Source organism: Psychrobacter sp. TS_SC_6 (assembly GCF_056156305.1).
In genome coordinates this window covers 1,027,091-1,052,541 of record NZ_CM149590.1, presented here as the reverse complement: position 1 = coordinate 1,052,541, position 25,451 = coordinate 1,027,091, and the positions used below count along the sequence as shown (strand labels likewise).

Here is a 25,451-nt window from a genome sequence, read left to right as displayed (position 1 = left end):
AGGACACAAGTAATGTTAAGGGCAGTTAAGGGCACATAACGCGCGCTTAACTGGCTAAAAATATACTTTTACATTAGAAACTATAGTGTGTATTAACCAAAGTTAATACCTTGTGCTAGTGGTAGCTCAGTTGAGTAGTTGACCGTATTGGTCTGACGACGCATGTAGTTTTTCCACGCATCAGAGCCTGACTCACGACCACCACCGGTTTCTTTTTCGCCGCCGAATGCGCCACCAATCTCAGCACCACTGGTACCGATGTTAACGTTGGCAATACCACAGTCACTACCGCGAGCACTTAAGAACAGCTCAGCTTCACGCAAATCATTGGTAAAGACGCAAGAAGATAGGCCTTGTGGCACGTCATTTTGTAGCTCTAAAGCTTCGTCGAAGTCTGTATAGGTCATGACATATAAGATAGGCGCAAAGGTCTCATGGCGGACGACGTCGTTTTGCTCTTCCATCTCAACGATGGCAGGCGTGACGTAGTAAGCATTTGGATACTTATCTTTTAAAACCCGCTCACCGCCCGTGACTTTACCGCCGGCTGCACGAGCTTTGGTCAAGGCGTCTTGCATATTATTAAAGCTATCTTCATCGATAAGTGGACCGACCAAGTTACCTTCTAGTGGATGCCCGATGCTCACTGTTGAATAAGCAGCTTTTACGCGTGGTAAGATGTCGTCTTTTACAGATTCGTGGACGAATAGACGGCGTAGCGTGGTGCAGCGCTGACCCGCAGTACCGACCGCTGAGAACAGAATACCGCGTAAGGCTAGGTCTAAATCAGCACTTGGCGTTAGGATCATGGCATTGTTACCACCAAGCTCAAGTAAAGACTTACCGAAACGCTCAGCGACTTTTGGCCCTACGATTCTGCCCATACGCGTGCTGCCCGTCGCACTGACGAGAGCCACATCTTTATGCTCAACCAACGCATTACCAACATCGGCTTCACCCAATAAAAGCTGAGATAGATTGGCAGGCGCATCGCCAAATTTGGCCAAGGCTTTCTCAAACAGCGCTTGACAAGCAATGGCAGTTAAAGGGGTTTTCTCTGAAGGTTTCCAGATCACAGGATTACCACAGACCAAGGCTAGCGCCGTGTTCCATGACCAAACCGCAACGGGAAAATTAAAAGCTGAGATGACCGCGATGACGCCTAATGGCTGCCAAGTTTCGCGCATGTGGTGACCAGGACGCTCTGAGGCGATAGTCAAGCCATAAAGCTGACGAGATAGACCTACTGCAAAGTCACAGATATCGATCATCTCTTGGACTTCACCCAGACCTTCTTCTTTGATTTTACCGGCTTCTAGAGAAACTAGCGCCCCTAGATCTTCTTTATGCTCACGGAGCACTTCACCCAAAATACGGACCAATTCGCCACGCTTAGGAGCGGGCACTGTACGCCATTCTTTGAAGACTTTTTTAGCACTTTGTATTTGTGTGTCGACATCGCTTACTTTATGCAAAGCGACCTTACCGATGACTTCACCATCGATTGGGCTATGGACTGCGAAATCGCCTGCTTGGTACTGGCTTTCGTCGACGCCCATGGCTGACATGTATTGCTTAATCATACTGACTCCTTTGTATAGTACTTCGTTACGTCCATGCAGATCTATAAACTACCCTGCCGTCGCTCAAGTTGCAAAATAATAAATTTCTTGCTGTCATTCATTTTTGGAATGGCATTCTAAACTTAGTAGATAAAATCTTACTGAATCAATATATTAACTGATGTCATTCTCATTGTATTAAAGCAGATTAAACCTCACTGCTCTAAAAAATGTTTTTCACAGCACCACTGTTTTGTCTTTTAACCATAAGTTGGTTTAAGCCACTTGTCGTAACAAGGCTAGACACGCTAGTAGACTCTCATCCTGCCGCTCTGCATACAATGCCAGCTCATCTTGCACACACATCCCTAAAGCTTGCTCAAATTCTTGTTTATTAGACTGACCGTTATAGCTGTTTTCGCCATCACTATGAAGATTGGACTGAAAGATACCAGCTGCACTCACAGGCAAAAAGTCTTCATAAACTATCGGCTCAATACGTATGATATCTTGCTCAATTAGGCTTTGCAGATTAGCAGCAGAGAGCTCGTTTGATGATAAATCCATGAACTGATTTGAAAAAGTCTCCTTATCAGCTACCTGATAGAGGAAATAAGCGAGCTGCTCATGATGCAGTGTCTGATAATCGTCTGGAAAAGCAGCAAAAGTTTCGCTTAATAATCGATAATAGTGCTCAGCATTGTCTTCATTTGGGGTCATGCCCAATTTTTCACGAGCTTCGCTAAGCAATCGATCGTAAAGCGCACGACCTTTTGGGGTCAGGGCTACGCCGCGCTGCTCAATCTCACCAAAGCGAGCAGTATGCTGACCAGATTCATACTGACCATCAACACCTTTAAAACTCACTGCTTCTACTAATGCCTTAAAGCTGGTCTGGCGCAAAAGAATAGGACAGTGACGGCGTGGCGGTCCCTCAATGATGGCTTTTGGTGTCATGCCGCGGCGCTGCATCCCTTGCTGGACAGCATCGATATCTAGCGTTCTCGGGGTCAAATGATTGATATGTGGCCCTTTAAACCCAACCACATCAGCAATCAGCTGATGCTGAGCGGCCAGCTGCTCATATATGTCTTTTGAGATAGGCGACTGCTCATGCCAGCGGAAAGTCTCGAGCGCTTCTTGGACAAATTGTTCACCCTGCTCATTTGTTAGACCGCCCTCGTTTTCATAAATTTTAATCAGTTTGATCACATCATCGGTAAAGATACAACGTGCATCTAGTGCCGCTTGTGCTTGTTGCTTGAGCGCCTCATCGCCAATCAAATCTAAACGCAATAATGAGGTAAATACACGAAACGGGTTATTATTGAGCGATGCCGTATCAATCGCGCGAAACGCTGTAGAATGCACTGGCACGCCAGCAGGTGCTAGATCGTAGTAGCCGACCGGATGCATGCCCATGACTGCAAACAAACGACGCATCATCGTAAGCTCTGCCGCCGTACCCAATCGAATCGCTCCATGGCGCTCCATGCTGAGTCTATCGATTTCACTAGTATTCTTAAGCTGTTCAGCAATCTCAGGTTGCTTGCCCAATATATCCTCATTAACCTCAGCGACCAGATTCATAAGATCAGTATATAACGGCACTTCTTTTTGATACATCGTTGACATAGCGTGCGAAAAACGATGACGGATATCGTCACTGCTCATATTTTTTCGATTTGAGCTTAGATGATCTGAACTCACGGTTATTCTCCTTAGACTGGTTGTGATGACAAATTAATAGTAGTTAAAATGATGGCGGATTTACGTAGCTCATATAGGAGCTATAAACAAAAGTATGTACTAAATCGGCAGCTCATTTGAAATGGATGCTAGGATGGCTTTTAAGATATCGAGACCTTCTTGTAAGGTTTCAGCCTCAATCGTTAATGGCGGTAATAAGCGAATAATGTGGCGGTATTTACCACTGGGCATCAACAGCAGTCCTTGCTTGCGAGCTTCCACTAAAATATAAGCCATCACGCTTGGGTGCGTACCGTGAGATGGATGACGCAGCTCAATACCACGCATAGCGCCGATACCGGTTAAACCATATAACCAAGGCGTCAGACCCTCTTGTTGCCAGTGCTCAATAGTAGTTTCGATGGTTTGCTGATAGTGTTTTGCAGAATCCCAGACGGCATTTTCTGCCATGATATCAAGCGTGGCATTGGCAGCAGCACATGCTACTGGGTTGCCAGAATAAGTACCACCCAAGCTGCCCTTTGGTAGATCATTCATCACGCTAGCTTTGCCAATGACGGCACCTAATGGCATACCGCCGGCAATACTTTTACCCAGCAATACCATATCGGGCTCGATACCTAGATGACTAAAAGCGAACGGTGTACCCGTACGCCCAAATCCTGACTGAATCTCATCCATAATGAGCAAGATGCCATGATCATTACAGAATTTACGTAGGTATTGAGCAAATTTTGGCGACATTAATTGAAAACCGCTCTCACCTTGCACCGGTTCTGCGATGATAGCGCCGATATTACCAATATCCGTTTCGACTTCGAACAGGCGCAGCAAAGCGTCAATGGCTTGCTGGTCACTGATATTATTGTCAGGGCTTGGGAATGGAATATGATAGACACTGCCGGCAAGCGGGCCAAGACCGCGTTTATATGGGGCAACTTTACCATTAAGGTTGACAGCTGCGAGAGTACGGCCATGAAAGCCGCCATCAAAAGCGATCACACCGACACGACCGGTCTTCATACGGGCAATTTTGATCGCGTTTTCGGTCGCTTCGGCGCCGCAATTGGTCAACATGCCTGCAAGCTCACCTGCAATGGGAACTAAATTGCAAAGTCTCGGCATGAGCTTTTGGTAAGGCAGGTGACCTGCCGCATTGTAGGCGTAGTGAATGAGGTTTTGTGATTGATCGATGATAGCGTCCACGATATGCGGATGACAATGACCAAAATTTAATACACCGATACCACCGACGAAATCAATATAGCGCTTGCCATTCGTATCCCAAACGTGCGCATTTTTACCTTTGCTAAGGGTTACTGGATGCACCATGGTGAATGCATCGGTAACGTTATACAACGAGTCCATAAACGTCTCTCATCTTCCTTGAGTTAGACGCTCATTTCAACAAAACGATAGGATTTGGGCAAACGAATAATAGTTGGGCAGGCATTCCTTTTTTTCATCGTGTCTGATTAGAACGATTATTTTTCACCACTGGCTTTTAGTATAATAAATTCAGTATTAAAACAATACAGCGAGACTGGGATGAATTTTTCGCAGCCTCTGCCCGCGTAGCCACAGCACGCCAGAAAAATTTATACCAGTTACGCGTTGCAATATAACGTGCCTGTTTCATTTAGAATCGACTATAGTTAATCATCTTACTGTCGTTATCCATGGCTGACACTCGTACAAGTGATACCAAGCAAACTGGCCAACTCCACCTGACTCTGACTAGACGTTTCTAAGTAGCGTGCAATCCACTCTTGCATCACTTTGGTTTTGTGCGAGTTGCCAAGCGATAATGGATAAGACATATAATAAGCCCCTCTCCCCTTGGCTGCATAATGCCAAGCCATCACCAGCTGGCCCGATTGCAGCTCAGGAGCCACCAAACGTAACGGCACCAAGGCAATACCATAACCGGTTAATGCTGCCGAAATGCAAGCATGAAACGTATCAAAACGTGGGCCTACAAACGTGCCATCCAAGCTAATCTGCTGCTGCTTAAAGTACTCGTACCATGCACTAGGCCGTGAGCTCAGCTGTAGCAGCACATAGCTGCTTAACTCTTGCGGTTGTAAGTCTTTACCTTGCAAATAATCAGGGCGACAAACCGCCACACAGTACTCATCAAACAATTTAACATTTTGCATTCCCGACCACGTCCCTTCACCGTATAAAAACGCAATATCGATATCATGCTCTTCAGAGAAAAATGGGCCCACCTGCTCTTTGATTTCCAGCCGAATTAAAGGATGTTCCTGACTAAACCGGTGAAGCGCAGGAATCAGCCAACGTGCACAAAAGGTAGGGTGCGCGGTCATTTTTAGCACCTCCAAATTACTGCTATGCGACATCAGGTTGGTCGTCGCAGTCTCAATATGCTTCAGAATGCTTAGTATGTCGATATAATACGCTTTGCCGGCAGGTGTTAACGAGATACGCTGTGAAGTACGATAAAACAAAGAGATATTCAGCATCTCCTCCAACTGCGCCACTTGTTTGCTTACCGCACTTTGCGTCATATGCAGCTCTAAGGCAGCATTAGTAAAGCTTAGGTGACGAGCCGCTGTCTCAAAGCATTGCAGCGCAGTCGTCGAAGGGTATTTTCTAAACGCAAGCGAAGGATTGGTATCAGTTTTCATAGTCTGTTTTTATTTTCTTCCATGATAATAGATGTAGTGCTTCGTATCACATCACTTCTTTTAAGCACAGTCTAAGGTTGGTATGCCACTACAGCCTAGCAAGAGAATTGGTTAACCAATTTCTTATACTAAATTGAGCGCTGGTCTAGTTGTCAGATCCAACCCGCTTCCAAAAGCTCCTCGGTGTTACTCACTTTAAAGTCATAATATAAGTTAAAAAATACCGCTGGATCTTCAACATTATCCAGTAGCTCTCTTTTATGGATCGCTACAAACATAGCCAGCGCATAAGCGGCAGAGTGGATAGATTTTTTTGGATTAAACTCCATATCAGTAAAAGCCTGATATTGCATAACCTCTGCATGCAGCTGAGGATTTTGCTTTAGGGCATTCACATATAGCCAATCATAAAACGTCGTTAATGGCTCTACACTCCACTCCATACCGAAATAATTATAGCCAATGAGTTCACCCGAAGTGATTAATCGCTCATCTTTTTTGGCTTGTCTGGGCGGTGCACTTAGCAAGTCAATATAAGGGCCACCGTCCTCAAAAACCATACTGCTTTGGAAAGCGTTTTCGACACTATACTGCTCGCCATCATGCTCATTTTTTAGCTTTAGGGTCAGTGGGCTCAGCAGAAAACTCAGCTTATTACCCGATTTACTCGACAGCTCTAAAACGTGATTAAAGCCATATTTTTTGCGTATAACTTGATGCATATCATTGATAGATTTTTTCTTTTGCCGACTTGCAAATCCCACATGCCGCTCAAACCGAACCATGTCTGTTTTTACCAGATTGTCACTGTTGACTCTAGGCATGAATACAGGTCTTTTTTCTACCGCGCTTTGTGCTTGTTCCATCGTGATGTACCTTATATCAATAATCTTGTATCAATGTTCTTTTATAACTCTTGGATTCAACATTGAAGTGCGTCTGCCCAGTCCGAAATATATCGAATCGAATCGAATCAACGCTCGCGGGGCAGTTTATCTTATTATGGGTCATTTATCCTGCTCTATTTTAGCGTTATCAATAACCTTGAGCGATGCTGAATAAATGGTAAAGATAAATTTGGTGAATTTCGGCTTTAGCGTTTGAGGTGGATGTTGAGACGTAACTTGATGTGGTGACTCTTGAGAGAGTTGAACCTTCCAAAATTAGAAAAAGCTGCTTCATAATGAGCAATTTTTAAAATTAGAAATTTCTGAATGTATCTGATTACTGTATAGATAGTTGCCACCTTATAGTGTGAGCAACCATCCAGCGACTCCGCAGCCAATCACTACCAACCAAGCAGGGAATTTCCAGAACATCAAAGCACTGAGAGCGACCAATGCCAGACCAAAATCTTTTGCTTCAACAATAGCGCTTGTCCATACAGGCTGATAAAGCGCTGCAAATAACAAACCAACGACCGCTGCATTGATACCAGATAGTGCGGCTCTTGTGCGCAGATTTTGGCGTAGACGCTCCCAAAACGGCAGGACGCCCATAACCAATAAAAATGACGGCACAAAAATTGCTATCAAGCAAATCATCCCTCCTAGCCAGCCACTAGGAGCTTGGTTCATCGAGCTACCTAGAAATGCTGCGAAGGTAAATAAAGGTCCTGGCACTGCTTGCGTAGCTCCATAACCTGCTAAGAAAATATCGTTACTTATCCAGCCTGCGGGAACAGTCTCAGCCTGTAATAATGGCAATACTACGTGTCCGCCACCAAATACAAGTGATCCTGCACGAAAAAAAGTATCTACCATAGATAGGGTTTGGCTTGGATACAATGCAGTTAACAGTGGCAAACCAATGAGCAATGAAAAAAACAAGAACAACCAAACAAGCCCAGTCCGACGTCTCACAGTAATAGGAAGCAGGTCATGAGCAATCACTTTTTCAGGTTTGAACCATAGTAGCCCAATAATGGCGGCAATCGCAATAACGATTACTTGAGCGAATGCAGAAGGCACCAAAAGCACAAAACAAGCAGCCAGCGCCATGATAGAGATTCGCGCAACATCGGTACAGAGATTTTTTCCCATACCCCATACCGCTTGCGCAACTACCGCCACTGCCGCGACCTTTAAACCATGCAATACACCAAGTGGAATAATATCGCCATAGCTGCTAATACCCAAGGCAAACAAAATAAGCACTATGGCAGAGGGCAAGGTAAACCCTATCCAAGCAGCAAGCGCGCCGGTATATCCTGCTTGCGATAACCCGATAGCAATGCCAACTTGGCTACTAGCAGGTCCTGGTAAAAACTGACAAAGCGCGATTAGGTCAGCATAGCTATTTTCAGTCAGCCACTTGCGGCGTATCACAAATTCATCACGAAAATAGCCCAAATGAGCGACGGGACCACCAAATGAGGTGAGACCCAACCTAAGGAAGATAAGAAAAACAGGCCATGCTGATCTGCTTTCAATAGTAGCGTCAGGATGATGTATCACGAGTCACTCTCCTTGGCAGACCGTATAAAGAGAAAGTGTTATAACTTGAAGTCACATACAAAGCTTGATTGGCTGTTTAGTGTTATTTGTTATTTACTACTCAGCATCATCTAATAGTTTATTCAGGGTTTCTATCATGGCATCGTCTATGATGTGGTCTTCTACATAATCCACTATCTGATAAAGCGTCGCCAGATCCATTGAGCGAATACCTAAGTCCGCTAACTGCGCATTGATAGTCCCTAAGCGCTCGTTATCTTCAGCGCCGTCACTCGCGAACCAATACATCTGCTCTAATAAGGTGTCTTGTTTGGTCAATGTTGAATAGCTATCGCCCTGAATAAATAAATTAAAATAATAAGGCATCTCTATATCATTAATAAAAAAGGTACGCTTACACTCTAGGGTATAGGCTTGTGCCTCTTCACTGTCATTGCTGTCAACGCCTGAGTCATTTTTGTCGTCTTCGCCACGCTCAAGCTCTTCTTTTACCAAGCCCTCTAGAAGTTGGTAGCGCCCTGCCTTGATTTTATGATTATAAATAATACTCGCATCCGCGATTGCTTCGAAAATAATGGCGCTAACATCTAGAGTATGATTATCAATATCATAGAAGCTCTTTAGCGCAGGTAAAAATTCAGTTAGCTGCTCTTCAGGCACTGGTATGAGAAATTGCTGCTCATATATCTTGATCATGTCTTCGGGCGCGTAAGTATTGGCAGTATCAGTCTCGTTTCTACCGGTAGGCTGCAGTGGCAAAAAATTATACGGGTTATCATTGGTCATTTGGGACGGCCTTTTATAGGTGTTAGATGTAATAGATGTCTGCTATCAAAAAAAATGAGCGTCTCTAAGCGGATATATCGCTCTTGATATGTGCTTAAAATTTATGCGAGTATTGTCGCTTATTTGGACAATTTTAGATAGACAGCGATAGACATGACCATCCAATTATTGTGATAAAAAAGGCTTCTAAATATTTGAAAGCCTTTTTTATTCAAGTGAGTGATTAATCATGACGCTCTAGCAAGCGCGCGTCAAACCAATGGTTATGGCAAAATCTAAATAACCATTATCTTACAGGTGGCGTACCTTCGGCATTAGAGAGCATCATATCGATTTTTATCAATGCATTCATAGGTAGCCCTGAAACCATCGTCACTGTGCGCGCTGGTAGATAATTGACGGCTCTCGCAATAGCAGTATCTGGGGGCAAACACTATAGACGTCATCGACGGCTGCGATATCAGTAAGGTTGGTTAGACTAATGTTTATTTTGACAATATCATCAGTTCCTACAGCGATACTGGGGCGTGTTGAACATTGGATAGAAATTGATGGCAAAAAAAATAGCGAACGGTTAGGGCGTGTTTCTAGACAATTTTATGATGGTATCATTCATATCGTGATAGTCCCTTTTTGAGAGGCTTGATTACTAAGCGGGTTGATATATTTATTAATGAAGCAGGCCTCTAGCCCGCTGTCGTCGCTTTAAGATCTTTAGTAGATGCGAAAAGAAATATGAGAAACTAAAAAACCGTAGGAAGTCCCTACGGTTTTTTAGCTTGATACGAAACGGGAATTTTTTTGATTAATACATATCAGCCCGCAGCTAATACGCCACCAATGATAGCAACCACACCGCCTAATGCACGGGTAATACGGTTATCGGCTTTGAGCATCATGATACCTAGACCACGACCGACAAAAGTAATGACTAATGTTGCGACAACGAAACCAGCCATATAAAGCAATAAGCTTGAACCTTGTGTCATTTCAGTACCATGAGCATAACCGTGGGCGATCATAAACAGCGCAACCAAGGTGCCACCAACCGCAGTCGGCAGTTTTGCTAACGTGGCGATTAGTACACCGACTAGCAATACTGACATAGCGATGCCGGTCTCTACCCCAGCCAAACTGACACCCGCCCAAGCGAGGCTTGCGCCAGCTACCATGCCGCCTATGACAAATAAAGGGGTGCCACGTTTCATCGTCGTGTTTTGACGAATACTCCAAAAACCAATCGCGCCCATAGCCAATAAGTGATCAAGACCCATCATCGGATGTAGTAAACCGCTAAGGAAACCATTGCTCATCTGTTCACCATGGCCAGGATGTGCAACCGCCAAAGTGGCAGTCATCATCAGTCCTACTGTCAGCAGCAATTTGGTCATTTTGTTCATTTTTCTCTCCTATTTTTATGTTTTCTATTATTTGAACCGCCCCAGCATTGTCGGAGACCCAACATTCTAAGAGAATACGACAATGAAAACACGACACTCCTGAGATTAAAGAACGCGCCGTTCGCATGCTGATTGAAGCAGCAGGCAACTATCCCTCCACTTGGTCAGCCATTCAAGCCATAGCCTCAAAGATTGGCTGTACGCCTGAAACCCTACGATCATGGCATAAAAAGCACATCGATCAAACCATTCCAGCATCAGTACAAGCTCAAAGTCAAGAGCAGCGTATCAAAAAGCTTGAACATGAAAATAAAGAGCTTAAGCAAGCCAATGAGATCATCAGGAAGGTTGCCGGTATTGAAGCCCAGGCGGAGACGGGCCGCTGACTAAAATCATGATTCAATTCATCGACGACAATAAACACCTTTATGGGACCCAAGCCATCTGTAGAGTACTACCGATTGCCCCATCAACCTATCACCGAGCTAAAAACCAAAAGCGTGCTGATGACTTGGTCAATCGTAACTTTAGCGCCCATCGTCCTAACCAGCTTTGGGTCGCGGACTTTACTTATATCAAGACAACGAGCGGCTAGGTATATACCGCTTTTATCATTGATGTGTTTGCCCGCGCTATCGATGGCTGGAAGGTGTCCAATCGTATGAACAGGATATGGTGATGGCGGCGTTAAATCAAGCAATTACCGATAGGAATAATCCTCTTTCCTGTTAATCGGCACCATGAATCTTGTAGTAATTCAATAAGATAGATAGCTAAAGGATAGTAGCCCTAACAAACATGGGACAGAAATTTAAAAGTATTAACACTTATTAAATATTTTGGAGGAAGTCTCAGCAAAAAATTACTGCTTCATCCCTATCCTGCCACGGCTGAAATTTGGTCATCGTTTGCAAAAAAAACGGATGCTGCAGCCAATCTTGTAACCATCGCTGCAGATTTGGATAAGGGAGGCTATAAAAAATATCGCGATCTACATGAGCAAATTGACGGATAAAAGGCATAATACCAATATCGGCAATCGTTACAGTTTTCCCTAGCAAATAAGGATTTGTAGTCAGCAATTCCTCTAACACTTGTAAAAATATCTCACCCTTCTGTCGATACTCTGTTTGGGTCATGTCTGTATGACGATCGGCATATTTATAGCGATCGAGCCAATATTTAAATTCGTTGTCGTTTTTATCAATCAAAGCATGTGCCTGCTGCAAAACCTCTGCATCCAAAAGCTCTTGCGGATCTTGCTGATTAAGCGCCCATATCATTATCTCTCTACTCTCTTCAATCACCATCCCATCCAAAAGCTGTAAAATAGGCACCGTACCTTTTGGGCTAATGGCTAGCATCTGCGGCGGCTTATTTTTCAGCGTTATCTCTCGCAGCTCTACTTGTAGCTCGGCAAACAATATCCCAATACGGGCGCGCATGGCATAAGGGCAACGGCGAAAAGAATACAGGCAATGATAAGAGGAAGTCATAGGTGGGGTTCGTAGTTGAATTGAGATTAATAAGTTTAGACGCTGAGGTTGATTATTACTAGGGCGTGTCATCATTTTAAAAATGCTAGGGACGATACCTTCATTTGCACACCATAACAATGCAAGTAATTGCATTCAACGATGGTCTGGATAATTTAGAAGATAGAGCACTAGGTTAGAATAATATTTACAGCACCATGGTTAAAAATTTTATACTTATTAGCTTATTCAACTTATATTGGGATTTACGATAAATTCGATTGATAGGATTTTCTAAAGCAGTTACACTTCTTCAATAAACCGCTACATTCACGACAAGGAAGTCAATATGTCTTGTAATACCTCTCACGCTACTGTTAACCCTACCATCCTTAAAACATTGACCAAAAGTATGCTTGCCATCTCGTTATCGATGGCAGGTCTAGCACATGCTGAGCTTTATAGCAGCGTGACATTCTTTGGTGACAGCTTGACCGATGGCGGGTATTTTAGTCCAATTACCAAAGGCACTCCTCCTTTAGGACTAGGACTTAACCAATCAGGTCAATTCACCACCAATCCAGATAATGTATGGGCAACCTCATTTGCTGAGCAATTGGGCACTACCGCAGTTAATAATACCTTTATGGGTGAGCAGAACGGTAATAACTATGCTATTGGAGGTGCAAAAGCCGGTGTAGATATTGTCAATGCTGATTTTGGATTTAACGTTCCTGTTGATTCCGTCAATACTCAAGTAAATGGTTATCTGGCTAATAATAAAGTAGATCCTAATGGCATGTATGTAGTGTGGGCAGGCGCAAACGATTTGCGTGCTGCAACTCAATATTTGAAAGATAATATTCCAGACCTCATAGTTGATAAGAATGGAACCATAACAAAAGCTATAGTAGAGAACATAATACCGGCAGCTAATAGTCAAGTAGCAACTATTGATAAGCTACATAAAAGTGGGGCTAAATATATTTTAGTACCAAACATTCCTGATATTGGTTTAACACCGGAGGCTATTTCTGGAGGAGCTATGTTTCAATCAATTGGAACTGGTTTTGCTGCTCAATACAACCAATTGCTACTTAATGGCGCCGCTGCTACAGGCGCAAATATCATACCGCTAGATACCTTTAGCTTATTACAACAAGTCGCTGCCAACCCTGGGGCATATGGCTTTACTAACATGATAGATACAGCCTGTATCGGTAGCTCAATACTATGCACACTACCTGCTGACAGCTCTAAAAATGGCTATTTTTTTGCTGATGGTATCCACCCATCGGGACGTGCGCATCAATTGATTGCTGATTATGCCAATGCGGTCGTAACCGCCCCTAGCTTAATCGGTGTGTTGCCACATATTGCAACGACAGCAGGACTGGCAACCAATGAGCGCTTGCAATCACATATCAGTCAATTCCAGAGTAGTGAACAAAAACCCGCCCGTACCTTGTGGGCAACCGGTGAGTTCGAAAATCAAGACATTGCAGGGTTTGAAGGCGATGGTAATACCCAAGTATTATTAGGCATAGATTTTGCTCATCCTAACTCGGCACATGCGGTAACAGGCTTGTATGGCAATATTACTCAAAAGGATTTTGAAAACTCAGAGGTTCGCACTGGTTTAAGCAATATCGACTTAGAAGAAGTTGGCTTTGGTGTCTATCATAGCAATACGCTAGATAAGCTTGGCGGCGTGCAGATCAATGGTGCGGTTGGCTTTGGTAATCTAGACGTTGATGTCACACGTGCGGTCACGCTTGGTGGCAATAAACAAGAATTTAACTCGAATGCTGATGGTAAACGTTATTACGCCAATGTACAGGCAGGATATCCGATGCAACTCAGCAGTCTTGCTATCACGCCATATATCGGTGCAACGGCTAGCCGTGTGAGATTGGACGCGCTAAAAGAGCAAGAGATGTCTGGTATCGCCATGCAGTTCGATGAGCAAAAATATACCACCACTTATGGCAAACTTGGCGTGAAAGCCAATCACAACCTAGCCGATACACTTAATATATTCGGTGATGTTCATTATCAAAAGCAGTTGAGTGACAATCGTGAAGCGGCTTCTGCACGTCTTAACACCATAGCAAATATCAGTTTTGATACCCCGATAGTACAGACCGACGATGATAACTTTGGTATAACACTTGGCGTGTCCAAAAGCTTTGGTCTATTAAATGCCAATGCAGGTGTCACGCACTCGCAAGGTGATGATGACAAATCAACAAGTTTATTTGTCGGTCTTAGCGGCACTTACTAAATGGTTTAAATCAAGCTTAGCTGCTTATACTTTATATATTTAAAGCTCAAAAAAACCGCCAAATACTAAAAAGTGCTTGGCGGTTTTCTATCGAGAGAGTTTTTAAACCTGCTGCTTAAGCTTGTCTTTTACGTTATTAGCATGCTATTACGATTTAACTGGCAGCCCGTATTCCACTTTGTTAATAACCTCACCATGCTGCTCAATCGTTAGCCAGTAGCCTTTAATCACGCCACCATATGGCAAATTGCCATTGTAGTTTTTGTAATGCTCATCAATACACTTTTGTACGATGACCTCACGTTCTGTCTCAGTCATTCGAGCAATATTTTCAGGCAAGTGACTATGAGCCAATTGAGCCGCGCCGCCACGGGACATCCAATTTGCACCAGTAGTAAATTCAAAATCAACATCTGCTCTTAACCGATATTTAGGTAAAGGGTAAGCATAATGCGCCAAATCATACTTGATCTGAGCGATGTCTTCTTCAAACGCCTCATCCTGCATATCAAGTACTGAAACCAGCTTTTCTAAGAATTGCTCAGGAGTAAAATAAGCATCGATATAACTGCCATCCAAGCCCAGTTTTTCACTAGACAATATATGACGCAGACGATCACAGGCAGGAATGGTATGCTTAAGTGGATAGCCCATGGCTTTGATGATATCTTGAGCACGGCGCTCACACGTATCGATTTGAGTAATGATGCGGCGTGCCAAAGAATGCTGCGGTCTATAGTAGCGGGTATATTTGGAATGAGTAGCAGGAAGATTAAACAAGTGAGACTCCTATAACTCCGACAATAAAAGTATAATAATAAGCCAGATTCGGCAAATCAAATAAGGCATGGATGACTTTGTCGGAGAAAAGGCTCATGCGCTTTACCAGAGTTATTTTATATCGTGCTGGAAGTTGCAAGGCTTGTAGCGCTGTCATTGATAGATACACAATGGCAAGTGAAAGCTACGAAACCATTAAACCCACGATAGGTCTGAATGACCATTTTTAATAATGATAGCACATCAGATAATAGTAATACTGTTAATCTTCATTATAAAACGTAGCAGTATATATCCTATTACTTTTATAGCAAATAGACTATAACGCTGACATTTAAAAAACCCTATAAGCTGCATTCAACTTATAGGGTCAGTATAAATTTCGGCGTGTCACTTAGACATTAACGCTCTAAATGTAGATACTGCAAATGGCGCTCGTACTGATTTAAGATATCGACCAACACTTGCTCTTTGGAGTAACCAACCAAGTCATACTCTTGCGAGCCTTCACTCAAGAACACTTCCGCACGATAATAGTACTCTGCATTCTTAGTTGATGTGCTCAATGTAAAGTTAGGACGCTCCGCTTTGATCAAATTAACTTCATAGATAAAGTCATCTTCGTCACCGTGACCGACGCGCAGTTTTACCCCATCTATCTGACCGTCATCTTCACCCATCCCAGCATCTATATCTTTACCGATACTGGCCAAATTTTGGGTATCTAAAGACGTTGTCAGACCACCCGCTTTTAGCTCATTTTCAACCTCAATCATCGCAGGCTTAACCACCGTCTGTAAAAACTTCTCGACCTGCTTGTGACTAGGGAAACTAACGATACGTTGCAAGCGTGCTTTCCAGCTTTTACCACTATCAAGCACATTGGCCGTACCAATCGTACTGGCTTTGCGCTTATTACCTTCTTCTTTTAACGACTTCCACATCGACATCATATAGAGTACAAGAATAAGCGAGAATGGCAAACCTGCAATGACAGATACTGACTGCAATGAGGCAAAACCACCAGCAAACAATAAGCCTAAGGTAATCAGACCCGTTGCCGCCGCCCAAAATAAGCGTAACCAGACAGGGGCATCCGTATCATTTGTCATACCTCTTGAGCTCAAGTTTGCTAATACTAACGCGCCTGAGTCAGCTGAAGTCACAAAGAATACTAGCCCAATCACAACACCTGCAAATGATAGCACTTCGCTGTAAGGAAAATACTCAAACAAGGCAAACATGCCCATTGCCGCATCATTGACTGCGATTTCACCAAGTTCAGTGGCACCATTGGCAACCAAATCTATCGCTGAGTTACCAAAGATAGAGAACCAAGCAAAGATGAAACCAAGTGGGATAAACATCACACCAAATACGAATTCACGCAGGGTACGACCACGGCTAATACGGGCGATAAACAGACCTACGAACGGTGCCCAAGCAACCCACCATGCCCAGAAAAATATCGTCCAGCCTGATTTCCAATCAGCGCCAGCTTGACCATCATAAGCATAAACATCAAAGGTTTTAAAAATAATGGTTTGGAAGTATTGACCAATATTTTGGGTAAAGGTATTGAGCAAATAAACCGTGTTACCCATCACCAATATCGCGATTAATAGTAATATCGACGATAACATGTTGAATTCGGATAAACGGCGGACGCCTCTTTCTACACCAGTCATCGCAGAGATCGCCGCGGCAACAACCACCCCTAAGATAATCAAACTTTGCACCATTTTGCTAGATTCAATACCAAAGACATGGGTCAGTCCAGCATTGGCTTGCAATACACCAATACCCAAACTGGTAGCGATACCCATCAAGGTACAAACAACACCAAAGGTATCAATACCATCACCAAGCCAGCCTTTAATTAAGCGCTCGCCAAAAATAGGCGTCAGTGGTGAACGTAACGCAAGTGGCATGTTTTTACGATAAGCAAAGTACGCCAATGCCATCCCGATTAAAGCATAAATACCCCAGCCATGTAGACCCCAATGTAAAAAGGTCTGCGCAAGTGCTTCACGCATGGCCGCCTCACTGGCAGGCTCGAGCCCCGTATGCGGCGTCAGATAATGCATCAACGGCTCAGAGGCACCAAAAAACAATAAATCAATACCGATACCAGCGGAGAACAGCATCGCTGCCCACGCTAAAAAGGGAAACTGCGCCTTTTCGTGGTCTTGACCAAGCTTGATATCGCCATACTTAGAAAAGCCAACAAACAAGGCAAATATACTATAGGCGGCGACGACCAGCATATAATACCAGCCAAAGCTCTCTGATACCCATGCCATGCTTAAACTTAATAATGTCTCACTATAATCTGGAAACGCAATCGTCCAGATTATCAATAAAATAGAAATAATGGCTGAACCTAAAAAAACCGTCTTATTTAGAGTCAGAGGTTTCGTCGCATCTTTTGATGGCGAGCTGTACATAAAAGACCTCAATAGGTAAATTAAACAGGGTCTGATATTGCTTTGTCCGTCATAACTTTATGACTGATAACCGCACGACATACAAATAACTGCATGACGCACAAAGCAGTACCAATAAATGAAATTTGCTAAATCAACAATGTAAAAAAATAGCAAAGCAAACGATCAACAGAGGCCGCCTTAACGGCACTCATCTTCTTAAACGTTAGCGCGGATAAAAAAAGACCTTTACTATAAAAGACCTTCTTATTAAAACCGTCTTATATGATTGATGTTTCAACCGCTTATAACGTAGGACTATAACTCCGCATCGGCTCTGCTCTGAGCGATGCACCATTGGCGACATAATAGTCTACCGTTGAGCGTGGCAGCTGCACACCGCGCATTTTATCGACGATTTTTTCTGCCAGCATGATGGTGGTCGCGTTGAGATTGCCACTGATGATATTTGGCATAATTGACGCATCAACCACGCGCAAGCCATCGATACCATGTACCAGCCCTTCGCCATTGACGACCGAATCATTGTCTTCACCCATCGCACAGGTACAAGATGGATGATAAGCCGTCTCACTGTGATTACGGACATATTCGTCCAACTGCGCATCGGTCACCAAGTCATCGGTTGGGGCAATGGCACGACCACGATAAGGATCAAGTGCTGGCTGATGCATAATCTCACGAGTGATGCGCATGGCAGCACGGAACTCTTGCCAATCTTGATCATGAGACATGTAGTTAAACAAGATGCTCGGATGCGCGCTTGGGTCTTTTGAGGTCAGCTTGACGCGACCACGACTGGGCGAGCGCAATGAGCCCACGTGTGCTTGGAAGCTATGAGACTTCACTGCACTGCGACCATCATAACGTACCGCAAGTGGCAAGAAATGGTACTGAATATTAGGATGGGTGAATTTCTCATCGGTACGAATAAAACCGCCACCTTCGAACTGATTTGATGCGCCCAGCCCAGTACCATTGAATAACCACTCCGCACCGATGGCTGGCTTGTTCCACCATTTATTAGCAGGTGCAATCGACACTGGCAGCTTACATTCATACTGCATATACAGCTCTAAATGATCTTGCAGGTTATTACCAACACCCGGCAAATCTAGAATCTCATTGACACCCAAATCTTTTAACCATTGACCAGGGCCTATACCTGAGCGCTGCAACAGTTGCGGTGACGCAATCGCACCCGATGAAACAATCACCTCACGAGACGCGTAGAAATTTTTGGTTTGTCCTTGATGTTCTAACTTAACGCCGACAGCACGTTTGCCATCAAACAAAATCACATCGGTCAGTGCACCTGTCAAAATCGTGATATTACTGCGCGGTTTGGCGCGGTCAAGATAGCCACGAGCTGTTGAAGCGCGGCGACCATTAGGCGTCACGAAACGATCCATTGGCCCAAAGCCTTCTTGCTGATAGCCGTTTAAATCATCAGTACTTGGGTAACCTGCTTGCACACCCGCTTCAATCATCGCTTGAAACAGTGGATTGACGCCTGGTTTTGAAGTGGTCATCTCAACAGGACCACCCACACCATGATAGTCATTCTCGCCGGCATCGCGGTTTTCTAACTTTTTAAAATAAGGCAGGCAATCCAGATACGTCCAATCTTCTAAGCCTTTAATCTTAGACCAATCATCAAAGTCTAGTGCATTGCCACGGATATAGCACATACCGTTAATCAGTGACGAGCCGCCAAGTCCTTTACCGCGACCGCAGTCCATCACGCGGTTATTCATATATGGTTCAGGATCGGTTTTGTAGCCCCAGTTGTAGGTCGTTCCTTGCAACGGCATGGCGAGCGCTGCTGGCATCTGCGTACGAAAATCTAAGCGGTGGTCTGGACGACCCGCCTCTAACAGCAGCACCTTAATGTTGGCATCTTCGGTCAGACGTGTGGCCAGCACATTGCCAGCTGATCCTGCGCCAACGATAATGTAGTCATACTCAGGTGTGGTTGATGTCATAAAACGCTCCATAATATTGAAAAATAAATCATTTACTATCAGTAAAGTCGAACAAGGAACCAATTAGCTCTACTACTGAACCACTTTACTGATTAAGAATTTTCTCAATACAAATGATTAAAATACCGATTCAAACGTGCCTAGCTCTACTTGGATAGATTTGGTCTGCGTATAATGCTCAAGGGCTTCAATGCCGTTTTCGCGGCCAACACCTGAATGCTTGTAACCGCCGACTGGCATTTGAGCGGCTGATTCGCCCCACGTATTTAACCAGCAGATACCCGCTTCAATTTGAGCAATCACGCGATGTGCTCGGGTCAAATCAGCAGTCACGACCCCAGCTGCCAATCCATATTCAGTATCATTGGCACGGCGAATCACTTCTTCTTCGGTCTCATAAGTCAATATCGACATCACTGGGCCAAATATTTCCTCACGTACGATAGTCATCTCATCGGTGCAGTCAGTGAATACAGTCGGTGCGACAAATGCGCCATTTGCCAATTCGCCTGTCGTCACACGGTCACCACCTGTTAGCAAGCGTGCACCGCTATCCTTACCTTGCTCGATATAACCAAGCACTCTTTCCATATGCGGGAAGCTGACTAGTGGGCCCATGTTGATGTTTTCATCCATCGGATCGCCAAGCTTAATACGCTCAACACGCGTCAAGATAGCTTCTTCAAACTTGGCTTGCATCGCTTTAGGAATGAACACGCGCGTACCATTGGTACATACCTGACCACTGCTATAGAAGTTTGCCATCATGGCGATATCAGCAGCGGTATCGATGTCGGCATCATCAAATATGATTAATGGCGATTTACCACCAAGCTCTAATGTCACGTCTTTAAGCGATGATGATGCAGCGCTTGCCATTACTTTTTTGCCAGTTGGCACACCACCCGTAAACGATACTTTGGCGATATCAGGATGCTGAGTTAATGCCTCACCCACTTTATAATTGCCTTGCACGACATTAAATACGCCATCTGGTAAGCCCGCTTCTGTCAATATTTCTGCTAGTTTCAATGCAGTTAACGGCGTCACTTCTGATGGCTTAAAGATCATTGCATTACCAGCGGCTAGTGCCGGCGCGGCTTTCCACATCGCAATTTGAATAGGATAATTCCACGCACCGATACCTGCGACCACGCCTAGCGGCTCGCGGCGGGTATAAACAAAGCTGGTATCACGCAATGGAATCTGACGACCTTCAATCATCGGTGCAAGACCTGCATAATATTCAACGACATCCGCACCAGTTGCGATATCGACATACTTGGTTTCAGAGAGCGCTTTACCTGTATCTTTCGTTTCAAGTAACGCGAGTACATCATTACGCTCGCGTAGTATCTCAACCGCCTTTGATAAGATTCGACCACGCTCAACCGCTGTCAGTGCTGCCCAGACTTTTTGACCTTTTTGTGCAGCTTTTACCGCTTCATTAATCTGCTCAGTGCTTGTTTGCTGAATGGTGGCCAGCACCTCACCCGTCGCTGGATTAGTATCTTCAAAGGTAGTTAATGAGTCATCGACAGCTAGGTAACGACCGTTAATATAAGCCGTTTGTATTTGTTCTAAATCAATGATGTCTGTTAAGTTATTTAGCACTGTTTTTGAATCTGTCATGAGTTTGTTCTCCTTACGACGACTGGCAAAAGCTTTATAAAAAAATTAATACCGATAATATCGTCATGGGTTAAGTATTTAAAATCAATTTATATTGTCTATTTCGATAAGTCATTTAAGAGCGGCGCTTTATTCTTGCGCAGCTTGCGTCATGCTTATCAAGCGTTTATGAATGGATGTTTTATCTGAGATATCAATTCCTGAAAAATCAGAGAGCCAAATACCATCAGCGACTAAACGCACCATGCATAATGTTTCGGTATTGTCGGTTTCTTCATGTTTCTTTAATTGTGAATTTGCCCACTTTGCCCATAAGTCACGTAGCTCACTATCGCCTAGCATCAAGGCATATAATGTCGCTTGGCTATTGAACTCATGCTGCCCTTTTTCGCCCAAACTGATCGTGGCATTGATATAAGCACGGGTAAAAGAGCCAAAACGTACCGGATCTTTTGCCATAGCCGCGTCAACCTCTAGCTCGAACTTTCTCATAGCATCATGGAACACTTCCATAACCAAGGCGTTTTTGGTGGTGAAATGATGCATCACGCCACCCTTGGTTACTCCAACTGCATCAGCAACCGCTTGGAAGGTCACCTTGGCCAAACCTTGTTCTAAAGTGATGCGTGCCGCTTGGTCAAGTAATGCCCGACGTATTACTTCTGGTTGTTTTTTACGCTTATGCGCGTTTTCTGCTTCCATTTTTATCTCCAAATACACGATCAATGCCCGACAGAATTGGACAGCAAATTCATCACGACGACACCACCCACAATCATAGCGATACCGACCACCGCTGCCGTATCAAGTGTTTGCTTAAAAAACACCAAGCCTACCAATGAGGTCAATACAATCCCAAGTCCAGCCCACAACGCATAAGCAATACCAAGCGGTATGGTCTTGATGGTTTGTGTCAGTAAGTAAAACGAGATGGCATAGAGCACACCCATAATCACTGTCGGTACCAAACGCGTAAATTGCTCTGACTTAGCTAAAAAGGTGGTGCCAATGACTTCACAAATGATAGCAATGGCAAGGTAACCGTAAGCAATAGTGGTGGGACTCATCATTAGGATACCTGTCTCAAATTGAACATATATTAATAATTTATATACACTAAAGAAACCACACGGTCGGTATTTTATAGAAATAATCTAGCAATGTGAAGGGTTAATATGTATTTTGTTTATTCTAGGTGAGATAAGTTGAGATGAAGTGATACTAGGAAGGTGGAGTGATGAAGTGATTTTACTTGACGAGCCGCGTTTGGGCTTTAGCTGAAATCCTTCCTTGCTATACAGAATTAAAAGCTCTTGTAGCAAGGAGGAACTGATACAAAAAAGACGATTTAGGAGGAGATTTTTATATTGAATTAAGCATGATTCATTAAGAAAATACTAACTTAGGAAGGTTTAGTGTTCCTATGCTAGCAGCATCGATCGCGCCAGCAAGATAACCTGGGAACTGCGTCGACCATTCGCTGCCAATACCTGTCAGATAATGCCTTTTTTCTCCAATAAATAAGCCGCATACACGCCGCTTAGACCGCCGCCAATAATCGCGACCGATGCTTTCTTCATATTATTTTTCTCAACAATACTTATAAACTCAGTGAACATCGATACCGATGATTTGTGATAAATGTCCAGTTTTTAGATAAACCGTGGCGCCATTCTCTCCTGCTGTTATTTGCGATGTCGCATCGACAGGCAGACGTATCCAACCACCGCGCTGATAACTCTGTCCCGCTTCTATCAAAGTACCCTCTAGCACCAATAGCTCAGCACCTCCTACGATAATATCTGTAAACAATGCCTCACTTGCATTGATACGTTGCAAGCTCACCTGCTCCTTTGTATCCGAGTATAAATAGCAAACCTCGCGACCGCCTTGTTCTTGCCAATTGTCAGCATCGTTGGTATCGATAGCGACATGATGGGTCTCGTCGACCGTCATCTGCCAAAGTTTGACAAAAATAACAGCCCCCTCATGACTATAAGGCTGATGCTCTGAAGTCGGTGGATTGCGTAAATACCAACCAGCAGGATAATCGCTATTATCCGCAGAAAAAGTGCCTGACAATACCAGAATCTCCTCGCCACCTGGGTGCAGATGATGCGGAAAATTTGACTCAGGGGCATAGCGTACGATACTGGTAGCACGTGCTTTTTCAGCACCAACACGGTCAAGCATCACGCGCTCGACGCCGTTTTGTGGTGATTGGACCCACTGATAGTGTTCAGGTGCTAAGTCAGCACGGCATGAAAAGTCGGCATTGATAAGCATAATATAACTTCTAAATAAGTATGATATTGTTTGGAATTATCCTCTGATTTATCTATTTTGACAAACCAGATAAACCTATTATCGAAGTCAGTATTTATCATTAAAAAAGCTAGGCAATAATGACATTAGCAAAAAACCTCTTTAACTAAAGCGACTGACTTGCTATCTTGCTTAGCTTTTCTGTAAACATCTCACTTTTTGCCCCGTTTTTACGCTAATTTTTTAGCATTCTTTCTGACCGTTGGATTTTATGACACATAACCTTGAGGTGAGCGCAACTGCTCGCCGCACTCAATATTTTCAAGTATTTTTGATGGGAGTTAGCGCCTTTATCATGAATACCACCGAATTCGTTCCCGTTGCGTTATTAAGTGACATTGCGCAAGACTTTGCTATTACTACAGCAGAAACAGGCTGGATGTTGACGCTGTATGCGTGGATTGTCGCGGCCATGTCATTGCCGCTGATGCTACTGACCAGTCGCTTTGAGCGTAAGCGTTTGCTGTTGGCGTTATTTGCGGTATTTATTGCAAGCCATGCGCTGTCAGTATTTGCGTGGAGTTTTCAAGTGCTACTTATCAGCCGTGTTGGGATTGCACTATCGCATGCGATATTTTGGTCAATCACGGCGGCGATTGCCATACGAGTAGCACCCAAAGGAAAGAAAGCCATGGCGCTCAGTGTGCTTGCGACCGGTACCTCATTAGCAATGGTAATGGGTGTACCGTTAGGACGATTGATCGGTCAATGGTTTGGCTGGCGCGCAACCTTTGGCGGTATCGGTGCAGTTGCTTTGGTGGTATTTATATTGCAAGCAAGGCTTTTACCTACCCTGCCAAGTATGTTTGAGGGCTCGTTCAGAAAGATTCCAGAGTTGCTCAAAAACCCTTTATTGGTCAGCCTGTATGTACTTATTTTGCTTGTCTTTACCGCACACTATACCGCTTACTCTTATATCGAACCTTTTATGCGGCAAGTTGGGGCAATCAGTGAAAATGCGGCGACTTTTGTACTATTATTATTTGGCGTGGCAGGCATTCTAGGCAGTGTGATATTCAGTCGCTGGGGTGATAATTTTAATACCAGATTGATGCTGATATCGACGATATTGATATTGGTATCGATGCTTGCGCTGCTGCTTGCCGTCACCTCGGTATGGGCGCTCAGCGTAATCGCCTTGCTGTGGGGTGCAGCGCTCATGCTATTGATTGTCTCTATGCAAGCTAAAGTCATTATGGTTGATGTTAACGCGCAGGATATGCTGATGTCGATGTTCTCAGGCATTATTAACTTAGGAATTGGTACAGGGGCTTTGTTTGGTGGTTATGGGGTGACCCATCTCTCGTTATCAAGCGTGGGCTATGTTGGCGCTGCAATCGCCAGTGCCGCATTACTACTAATGTTGTTTATGATAAAGCGCTTTCCTGAATTAAGCAGAAGGCTCGGCTAGCTGAGAAGCTGATTGCAAATAAGTATATAAAAATGCCAGCCACTTAACTGGGCTGGGATTTTACATTTAAAATCATTCTAATTAAAAATCCACTTTGCCGCGTAATGCTTTTGTTTTACCGCGCTGGGTCTTTTGATCCACGCGTTTGCGTTTGGCATTTTGGCTAGGCCTAGTAGGTTTGCGGTTTTTATTCACATGAGTGGCTTTTACAATAAAGCTCTGCAAGCGCTCAAAGGCATCTATTTTATTGCGTTCTTGGGTACGAAATTGCTGCGCTTTAATGATGAGCACGCCTTCTTTGGTGATTCGGCTGTCTTTGCTGTCAAGCAAACGCTGCTTGGTCGCATCGCTCAAACTAGAGGCCATGATATCGAAGCGCAGATGAATGGCAGAGGAGACTTTATTGACGTTTTGTCCGCCTGCGCCTTGTGCGCGTATGGCGCTGATTTCGACTTCACTTTCATTGAGGCTGATACGGTTATTGATAAAAATCATGGCGTACTTTTATAATTTATGAATAGATATGTCTTATGATAAACCATTATCA

20 protein-coding genes and 1 pseudogene are annotated in these 25,451 nt (G+C 44.0%); 3 read left to right on the top strand and 18 right to left on the bottom strand.

The genetic code is table 11. The annotated features are described in order from the left end of the window. Positions 1-92 precede the first annotated feature (92 nt). The 9 genes from amaB to AC0J5Y_RS04545 all read right to left on the bottom strand — a co-directional run bounded on the left by amaB (position 93) and on the right by AC0J5Y_RS04545 (position 10,565). Positions 93-1,583: an L-piperidine-6-carboxylate dehydrogenase gene (amaB, locus tag AC0J5Y_RS04585; protein ID WP_475131731.1), complete on the bottom strand. Its 1,491-nt coding sequence runs from the start codon at positions 1,581-1,583 to the stop codon at positions 93-95. 255 nt (positions 1,584-1,838) lie between these two features. Beyond that, entirely contained in the window at positions 1,839-3,236 is a 1,398-nt protein-coding gene (hglS, locus tag AC0J5Y_RS04580) for a 2-oxoadipate dioxygenase/decarboxylase HglS (protein ID WP_475132080.1), read from the bottom strand. A gap of 135 nt (positions 3,237-3,371) precedes the next feature. After that, positions 3,372-4,640 carry a 2-aminoadipate transaminase gene (locus tag AC0J5Y_RS04575; protein ID WP_475131730.1) on the bottom strand — a complete coding sequence of 423 codons (1,269 nt, stop codon included), beginning with the start codon at positions 4,638-4,640 and terminating at the stop codon, positions 3,372-3,374. Between the two features lie 305 nt (positions 4,641-4,945). Next, positions 4,946-5,923, bottom strand: a complete 978-nt coding sequence (locus AC0J5Y_RS04570) for a LysR substrate-binding domain-containing protein (RefSeq protein WP_475131729.1) — start codon at positions 5,921-5,923, stop codon at positions 4,946-4,948. A 152-nt stretch (positions 5,924-6,075) separates the two neighbouring features. Continuing rightward, positions 6,076-6,789 (bottom strand): DarT1-associated NADAR antitoxin family protein, encoded by a 714-nt coding sequence (locus tag AC0J5Y_RS04565; RefSeq protein ID WP_475131728.1) that lies wholly within the window; start codon positions 6,787-6,789, stop codon positions 6,076-6,078. A gap of 381 nt (positions 6,790-7,170) precedes the next feature. Then, on the bottom strand, positions 7,171-8,379 hold the full coding sequence (gene chrA, locus AC0J5Y_RS04560) for a chromate efflux transporter (protein ID WP_475131727.1): 1,209 nt from the start codon (positions 8,377-8,379) through the stop codon (positions 7,171-7,173). Between the two features lie 96 nt (positions 8,380-8,475). Then, on the bottom strand, positions 8,476-9,165 hold the full coding sequence (locus tag AC0J5Y_RS04555; RefSeq protein WP_475131726.1) for a hypothetical protein: 690 nt from the start codon (positions 9,163-9,165) through the stop codon (positions 8,476-8,478). Positions 9,166-9,451: 286 nt separating this feature from the next. After that, positions 9,452-9,595, bottom strand: a complete 144-nt coding sequence (locus AC0J5Y_RS04550; RefSeq protein ID WP_475131724.1) for a hypothetical protein — start codon at positions 9,593-9,595, stop codon at positions 9,452-9,454. A gap of 385 nt (positions 9,596-9,980) precedes the next feature. Then, entirely contained in the window at positions 9,981-10,565 is a 585-nt protein-coding gene (locus AC0J5Y_RS04545) for a HupE/UreJ family protein (protein ID WP_475131723.1), read from the bottom strand. Between the two features lie 125 nt (positions 10,566-10,690). Between AC0J5Y_RS04545 and AC0J5Y_RS04540 the strand changes: the two are divergent. Then, positions 10,691-11,285 (top strand): annotated as a pseudogene (locus tag AC0J5Y_RS04540) (DDE-type integrase/transposase/recombinase); the annotation flags it as partial. A gap of 131 nt (positions 11,286-11,416) precedes the next feature. On the opposite strand, the gene AC0J5Y_RS04535 reads toward AC0J5Y_RS04540, so the two are convergent. Continuing rightward, positions 11,417-12,061: a glutathione S-transferase gene (locus AC0J5Y_RS04535; RefSeq protein WP_475131722.1), complete on the bottom strand. Its 645-nt coding sequence runs from the start codon at positions 12,059-12,061 to the stop codon at positions 11,417-11,419. Positions 12,062-12,389: 328 nt separating this feature from the next. Between AC0J5Y_RS04535 and AC0J5Y_RS04530 the strand changes: the two genes are divergently transcribed. Then, the gene (locus AC0J5Y_RS04530; RefSeq protein WP_475131721.1) at positions 12,390-14,324 is read left to right on the top strand and encodes an autotransporter domain-containing protein; all 1,935 of its coding nucleotides are present in this window, start codon (positions 12,390-12,392) and stop codon (positions 14,322-14,324) included. 147 nt (positions 14,325-14,471) lie between these two features. Here the strand turns inward: AC0J5Y_RS04530 and AC0J5Y_RS04525 are convergent, their stop codons facing one another. The 7 genes from AC0J5Y_RS04525 to AC0J5Y_RS04495 form a co-directional block, all read right to left on the bottom strand. After that, complete coding sequence (locus AC0J5Y_RS04525; protein ID WP_475131720.1) at positions 14,472-15,104, bottom strand: hypothetical protein; 633 nt, start codon at positions 15,102-15,104, stop codon at positions 14,472-14,474. A 401-nt stretch (positions 15,105-15,505) separates the two neighbouring features. Beyond that, a complete protein-coding gene (gene betT / locus AC0J5Y_RS04520; protein WP_475131719.1) occupies positions 15,506-17,551 on the bottom strand; it encodes a choline BCCT transporter BetT in 2,046 nt (681 codons plus the stop codon). Between the two features lie 284 nt (positions 17,552-17,835). Next, complete coding sequence (betA, locus tag AC0J5Y_RS04515; RefSeq protein WP_475131718.1) at positions 17,836-19,536, bottom strand: choline dehydrogenase; 1,701 nt, start codon at positions 19,534-19,536, stop codon at positions 17,836-17,838. 117 nt (positions 19,537-19,653) lie between these two features. Continuing rightward, a complete protein-coding gene (betB, locus tag AC0J5Y_RS04510; RefSeq protein WP_475131717.1) occupies positions 19,654-21,168 on the bottom strand; it encodes a betaine-aldehyde dehydrogenase in 1,515 nt (504 codons plus the stop codon). Positions 21,169-21,297: 129 nt separating this feature from the next. Further along, complete coding sequence (locus tag AC0J5Y_RS04505; RefSeq protein ID WP_475131716.1) at positions 21,298-21,870, bottom strand: TetR/AcrR family transcriptional regulator; 573 nt, start codon at positions 21,868-21,870, stop codon at positions 21,298-21,300. A 20-nt stretch (positions 21,871-21,890) separates the two neighbouring features. Beyond that, entirely contained in the window at positions 21,891-22,235 is a 345-nt protein-coding gene (locus tag AC0J5Y_RS04500) for a DMT family transporter (protein ID WP_011513213.1), read from the bottom strand. A 541-nt stretch (positions 22,236-22,776) separates the two neighbouring features. Further along, a complete protein-coding gene (locus AC0J5Y_RS04495; protein ID WP_475131715.1) occupies positions 22,777-23,454 on the bottom strand; it encodes a cupin domain-containing protein in 678 nt (225 codons plus the stop codon). A gap of 250 nt (positions 23,455-23,704) precedes the next feature. On the opposite strand from AC0J5Y_RS04495, the gene AC0J5Y_RS04490 reads away from it, so the two are divergent. Continuing rightward, positions 23,705-24,904, top strand: a complete 1,200-nt coding sequence (locus AC0J5Y_RS04490; RefSeq protein WP_475131714.1) for a sugar transporter — start codon at positions 23,705-23,707, stop codon at positions 24,902-24,904. Between the two features lie 81 nt (positions 24,905-24,985). Here the strand turns inward: AC0J5Y_RS04490 and arfB are convergent, their stop codons facing one another. Continuing rightward, positions 24,986-25,399 (bottom strand): alternative ribosome rescue aminoacyl-tRNA hydrolase ArfB, encoded by a 414-nt coding sequence (gene arfB / locus AC0J5Y_RS04485; protein ID WP_475131713.1) that lies wholly within the window; start codon positions 25,397-25,399, stop codon positions 24,986-24,988. Between the last annotated feature and the right edge of the window lie 52 nt (positions 25,400-25,451).